The sequence below is a fragment of the Bradyrhizobium sp. genome, assembly GCF_036735945.1.
GTDB lineage: Bacteria > Pseudomonadota > Alphaproteobacteria > Rhizobiales > Xanthobacteraceae > Bradyrhizobium.
Window position 1 is genome coordinate 1 of record NZ_DAINNI010000196.1, and the last position, 6,143, is coordinate 6,143.

The following is a 6,143-nucleotide window of genomic DNA, read 5'->3' on the forward strand; positions in this document are numbered from 1 at the left end:
TCTCCAAGATGGGCGAGATCCTCGACCTCGGCGTCAAGGCCGGCATCGTCGAGAAATCCGGCGCCTGGTTCTCCTATGACAGCCAGCGGCTCGGGCAGGGGCGCGAGAACTCAAAGGCCTTCCTCAAGGCCAACCCCGACATGACCGCCAAGATCGAATTGGCGATCCGCCAGAACTCCGGCCTGATCGCCGAGCAGATTCTCGCCGGCCCCGCCGAGCGCGACGCCGATGGCGAGGAGCCGGCGGACGACGAATAGGTCTCAGGAAGTGCGCTTCAGGGGTTAAGGCCTGAAGCGCAACAGACGGGCGCTGCGGACGTTGAGTTGCCGACGTTCGCAGCGCCCGTTTTGCTTGGTGGGTAATGGTGGGTGGATGCCCGGGTCAAGCCCGGGCATGGCGATTTACGTCACTCCGCGGCTTGCGCGTAATCCGACACCGGCGGGCAGGAGCACACCAGATTGCGGTCGCCATAGACGTTGTCGACGCGGCCGACCGGGCTCCAGTACTTGTCCGTGCGCGAGACGCCATCGGGGAAGCAACCCGTGGCGCGGCTATAGGGGCGGTTCCATGCATCATCGACAATGTCGTGCACGGTGTGCGGGGCGTGGCGCAGCGGCGAGGCTTCAACTTTCCAGCGGCCGATCTCGATCTCCGTGATCTCGCTTCGGATCGCTATCATCGCGTCGCAAAAACGATCCAGCTCGGCCTTCGATTCCGATTCGGTCGGCTCGATCATCAGCGTGCCCGCGACCGGAAAGCTCATGGTGGGTGCATGGAAGCCGTAGTCGATCAGGCGTTTGGCGATGTCGTCGACGGTGACGCCGCTGGTCGCCTTCAGCGCGCGCGGATCGATGATGCATTCATGCGCGACACGACCCTTGGCGTTGCGGTAGAGCACCGGGAAATGCGGATCGAGCCGGTTCGCGATGTAGTTGGCGTTGAGGATCGCGATCTCGGTGGCCCGCCGCAGGCCCTCGCCCGACATCATCAGGATGTAGATGTAGGAGATGGTCAGGATCGACGCCGAGCCGAACGGCGCCGCCGACACCGGACCGACCGGATGCGGGACGGCACCGTCGGTTGAGGGATGGCCGGGTAGATAGGGCGCCAGGTGCGCCTTGACGCCGATCGGGCCCATGCCGGGGCCGCCGCCGCCATGCGGGATGCAGAACGTCTTGTGCAGATTGAGGTGCGAGACGTCGGCGCCGTAATCGCCGGGCCTGGAAAGGCCGACCTGCGCGTTCATGTTGGCGCCGTCGAGATAGACCTGGCCGCCATGCTCGTGAACGATGTCGCAGATCTCGGTGATGTGCTCCTCGAACACGCCATGCGTCGACGGATAGGTGATCATCACGGCGGCGAGATTCTTGGAATGCTGCTCCGCCTTGGCGCGGAGGTCGTCGACATCGACGTCGCCCCTGATGTCGCAGGCCGTCACCACCACGTCCATGCCGACCATGTGGGCCGAGGCCGGGTTGGTGCCGTGCGCGGAGGAGGGGATCAGGCACACCTTGCGGTGCGGTTCGCCGCGCGCCGCGTGATAGGCGCGGATCGCCAGCAATCCGGCATATTCGCCCTGCGCGCCCGAATTCGGCTGCAGCGAGATCGCGTCATAGCCGGTGATGTCGCACAGCCATTGCTCCAGCCGCCTGAACAGCGCGTGATAGCCGGCCGCCTGTTCGCGCGGCGCGAACGGGTGCAGCGCGCCGAATTCCGGCCAGGTCAGCGGGACCATCTCGGTGGTCGCGTTCAGCTTCATGGTGCAGGAGCCGAGCGGGATCATCGCGCGGTCGAGCGCGAGGTCACGGTCGCTGAGCTTGCGCATGTAACGCAGCAGTTCGGTCTCGGAGCGGTGGGTGTGGAATACGGGATGGACCAGGAAGGCGCTGTCGCGCTTCAGTTCGAGCGGCAGCGTCTCGCGCGCGCCAAGTTCGACCTCGGCATAGGCAAGCTTGCCGCCGAAGGCGCGCCACACTGCTTCAACGATCGCGGGCGTTGTGGTCTCGTCGACGGCAATGCCGAGCACGCCGTCGCCGTTTCCTTGGCCGATCCGCAGGTTGATCTTCTCGGCCAGCGCGCGGGCGACGATCTCGCTCTGCTTGCCGCCCGATGCCACCGTGATCGTATCGAAGAAGGCCGGCGCCTGCGACGCAAAACCGAGCTTTGCCAATCCAGCCGCCAGCACGACGGCGCGGCGGTGCACGATGCGCGCGATATGCGTCAGCCCCTCGGGTCCGTGATAGACCGCGTACATCGAGGCGATCACCGCCAGCAGCACCTGCGCGGTGCAGATGTTCGAAGTGGCCTTTTCGCGGCGGATGTGCTGCTCGCGGGTCTGCAGCGCCAGGCGATAGGCGGGCTGCCCGCGCGAGTCCACGGACAGACCGACGATGCGGCCGGGCAGCGAGCGCTTCAGCGCATCGCGCACCGCCATATAGGCCGCGTGCGGGCCGCCATAGCCCATCGGCACGCCGAAGCGCTGCGCCGAGCCGATGGCGATGTCGGCGCGGAGTTCGCCGGGAGATACGATCAGCGTCAACGCCAGCAGGTCGGCGGCCATGACGGCCAGCGCGCCCTTGGCGTGCAGCGCCGCGATGGCGGGACGGAGGTCGCGCACCGCGCCCGACGTGCCCGGATACTGCAGCAGGCCGCCGAACACATCGGTGCCCTCGAGATCGGTGAGGGGATCGCCGACGATCACGCTCCAGCCGAGCGGCTCGGCGCGGGTACGCACCACCGCCAGCGTCTGCGGATGCACCTCCGAATCGACGAAGAACGCCTTGGTCTTGACCTGCGAGGCGCGCTCGGCGAGCGCCATGGCTTCGGCCGCCGCGGTGCCTTCATCGAGCAGCGAGGCGTTGGCGACGTCGAGCCCGGTGAGATCGCAGATCATGGTCTGGAAGTTGAACAGTGCTTCCAGGCGGCCCTGGCTGATCTCCGGCTGGTACGGCGTATAGGCCGTGTACCAGGCCGGATTCTCCAGGATGTTGCGCTGGATCACCGCGGGCAGCAGTGTGCCGGAATAGCCTTGGCCGATCAGCGAGGTGAATACCTCGTTCTGCGCGGCAAGTTCGCGCATATGCGCCAACGCCTCGGTCTCGCTGAGCGCTGGGCCGAGATCGAGCGGCCTCTTCTGCCGGATCGAGGACGGCAGCGTCTGGCCCATCAGTTCGGACAGGCTCGACGCGCCGACGCTGTCCAGCATCGCGCTGACGTCGCGGGGCGAGGGGCCGATATGGCGGCGCACGAAATCGGTGGCGGCCTCGGCGGTGGTTTTGAGCGGCGCGTTCATGATTGTTTCCTCAATATTGCTCGTCATACCCGCACCAGCCGTCATACCCAGCGAAGGCGGGGTATCCAGTACGCCGGGAAACCAGCGATAGGACCGACAGGCCGCGGCGTACTGGGTCGCCCGGTCCCAGTGCGCAAGTGCGCACCAAGGCCGGGCGATGACAGTGAGTATGGGGTTGCCAGTCGCTTCATCTTCCTTAAGCCGTGTGGGCCTTGTAGGCGGCTTCATCCATCAGGCCGTCGAGTTCGCTCTTGTCTGATATCTTCAGCTTGAAGAACCAGGCCTTGCCGTCGGCGTCCGTATTCACCAGCGCGGGTTCGGCGGCCAGCGCCTCGTTGATTTCGACGACCTCGCCGGAGATCGGCGCGTAGACATCGCTAGCCGCCTTCACCGATTCGACCACGGCGGCGGCCTCGGCCTTCTTCAGGGAGCGGCCGACCTTGGGCAGTTCGACGAACACGACATCGCCGAGCTGCGATTGCGCATAGTCCGTGACCCCGATGGTGGCGACATCGCCCTCGATGCGGATCCATTCGTGGTCGGAGGTGAACAGCGTCGTCATTAAACGTCCTCGTGAATTGGCGATTGCGGAACTAGCGTTTGTAGGTGTTGGGAACGAACGGCATGGCAGCGACCTGCAGCGGCAGGCGCTGTCCGCGCACTTCGGCGAAAACCTGCGTGCCGTTGGCGGACAGCGATGTCGGCAGATAGCCCATCGCAACCGGCGCATTGAGGCTCGGACCGAAACCGCCCGAGGTGACCTGGCCGACTGTCTCGGTCGAAGCGCTGTCGGCAAACAACAGTGCGCCCTCGCGCACCGGCGCGCGGCCCTGGGCGAGCAGGCCGATGCGGCGGCGCGAGGCGCCTTTGTCGAACTGGGCGAGAATCCTGTCCGCGCCCGGGAATCCGCCGGCGCGGGCGCCGCCATTGCGGCGGATCTTCTGCACCGACCATTCCAGCGCGCCCTCGACCGGCGTCGTGGTGGTGTCGATGTCGTGGCCGTAGAGGCAGAGGCCGGCTTCCAGCCGCAGGCTGTCGCGCGCGCCAAGCCCGATCGGCAATACATCGGGGTTCTGCAGCAGCATCGTCGCCAGCGCCTCGGCCTGTGCGGCCGGCACCGAAATCTCAAAACCGTCCTCGCCGGTATAGCCGGAGCGCGAGACGAAACAGTCGAAGCCGGCGACCTTGCGCGGGCCGGTATCCATGAACTTCATCGCCGTAACGTCGGCGCCGAGTTTTGCCAGCGCCGATTCCGCCTTCGGGCCCTGCAGCGCGACCAGCGCGCGATCGCTGAGCGAATCGATGATGCAGCTATCGGAGAGATGCGCGCGCAAATGCGCTTCGTCCTCGGCCTTGCAGGCGGCGTTGACGACCAGGAACAGATGGTCGCCGAAATTCGCCACCATCAGGTCGTCGAGCAGGCCGCCGCTTTCGTTGGTGAACTGGGCGTAGCGCTGGCGTCCGGGCGCGACGGCCACGATGTCCTGCGGCACCAGCCGCTCCAGCGCCAGCGCGGCATCCTCGACCTTGCCCGATTTGGGACGAAGCGCGAACTGTCCCATATGCGAGACGTCGAACAGGCCGGCGGCGCTGCGGGTATGGAGATGCTCTTTCAGCACGCCGGGTGCGAATTGCACCGGCATCTCATAGCCCGCGAAGGGAACCATCTTGCCGCCGCGCGCGACATGGAGCGCGTAGAGCGGGGTGCGGTTTAGGGAAGCTTCGCGCGCCAGCATCATAAAGGCCCTCACGGGTTCCGGAGACCAGCCTCCGAAAAAACCCATAGAAAGCCCCATCTGTCGCTGTGCCTGAGAGTATTATCCCGTCGGCGGACGACCTGGGCACATGCGGCCCGGCGTCTCTTTCCAGATGCTATTTCGTCACGCGGTCCGTTTGCCTGAGAGTTTCCGGGGCGGTTGCTCCTTCGGCGCCGGCGCTGAAGCCGATCTCTCCCGGCGTGACGTCTTCAATTCGAACATGATCCTGTCGGAAAACCGGTATCCATTTTTCGGTATCATATTCCAGAACAGATACGAGGGAAACACAGGCTTGCCAAGACTGTCAACGCAGGCGCAGCATTATTAACGGGAGATGCGTGCCCATCTTGTGTGCTGCGGCAACCCTATGATCTGCCTGCACAGTTTCTGGACACCGCAGGCGGCCTTGTCTAAAAGCGTTCCGCCGGAAGATTAAGGTTACTTCCGACCTGACCCGGCGCTTTTTTCCGATTGGATGAACATGAGCGGCGTCAACGAGATCAGGTCGAAATTCCTAAATTTCTTCGCGGAGAACGGCCACGAGATCGTGGCCTCGTCGCCGCTGGTGCCGCGCAACGACCCGACCCTGATGTTCACCAATGCCGGCATGGTGCAGTTCAAGAACGTCTTCACCGGCGTCGAGAAGCGGCCCTACCAGCGCGCCACCACCTCGCAGAAATGCGTGCGCGCCGGCGGCAAGCACAACGACCTCGACAATGTCGGCTATACCGCGCGCCATCTCACCTTCTTCGAGATGCTCGGCAACTTCTCGTTCGGCGATTACTTCAAGGAGCGCGCGATCGAACTCGCCTGGAACCTGATCACCAGGGAATTCGGGCTGAAGAAGGACAAGCTGCTGGTCACGGTCTACCACACCGACGACGACGCGGCCGGCCTCTGGAAAAAGATCGCGGGCTTCTCTGACGATCGCATCATCCGCATCCCGACCTCGGACAATTTCTGGGCGATGGGCGACACCGGACCCTGCGGTCCCTGTTCGGAAATCTTCATCGACCGCGGCGAGCACATCTGGGGCGGTCCTCCGGGCAGCCCGGAGGAGGATGGCGACCGCTTCCTCGAATTCTGGAATCTCG

4 protein-coding genes, 1 pseudogene and 2 riboswitches are annotated in these 6,143 nt (G+C 64.9%); of the genes and pseudogenes, 2 read left to right on the plus strand and 3 right to left on the minus strand.

Translation table 11 applies throughout. The features are described 5' to 3' along the window. Positions 1-257, plus strand: a pseudogene (locus tag V7E26_RS28710) (recombinase RecA); the annotation flags it as partial. Positions 258-406: 149 nt separating this feature from the next. On the opposite strand, the gene gcvP reads toward V7E26_RS28710, so the two are convergent. The 3 genes from gcvP to gcvT all read right to left on the minus strand — a co-directional run bounded on the left by gcvP (position 407) and on the right by gcvT (position 5,028). Continuing rightward, positions 407-3,292, minus strand: a complete 2,886-nt coding sequence (gene gcvP, locus V7E26_RS28715; protein ID WP_324422766.1) for an aminomethyl-transferring glycine dehydrogenase — start codon at positions 3,290-3,292, stop codon at positions 407-409. Positions 3,293-3,488: 196 nt separating this feature from the next. Continuing rightward, entirely contained in the window at positions 3,489-3,854 is a 366-nt protein-coding gene (gene gcvH, locus V7E26_RS28720) for a glycine cleavage system protein GcvH (RefSeq protein ID WP_324422767.1), read from the minus strand. A gap of 31 nt (positions 3,855-3,885) precedes the next feature. Further along, positions 3,886-5,028 (minus strand): glycine cleavage system aminomethyltransferase GcvT, encoded by a 1,143-nt coding sequence (gcvT, locus tag V7E26_RS28725; RefSeq protein WP_324422769.1) that lies wholly within the window; start codon positions 5,026-5,028, stop codon positions 3,886-3,888. Between the two features lie 57 nt (positions 5,029-5,085). Continuing rightward, a riboswitch (glycine riboswitch) is annotated at positions 5,086-5,164 on the minus strand. 3 nt (positions 5,165-5,167) lie between these two features. Then, a riboswitch (glycine riboswitch) is annotated at positions 5,168-5,258 on the minus strand. A 272-nt stretch (positions 5,259-5,530) separates the two neighbouring features. On the opposite strand from gcvT, the gene V7E26_RS28730 reads away from it, so the two are divergent. Then, a partial coding sequence (locus V7E26_RS28730) for an alanine--tRNA ligase-related protein (RefSeq protein WP_324422768.1) occupies positions 5,531-6,143 on the plus strand: 613 nt, incomplete at its 3' end.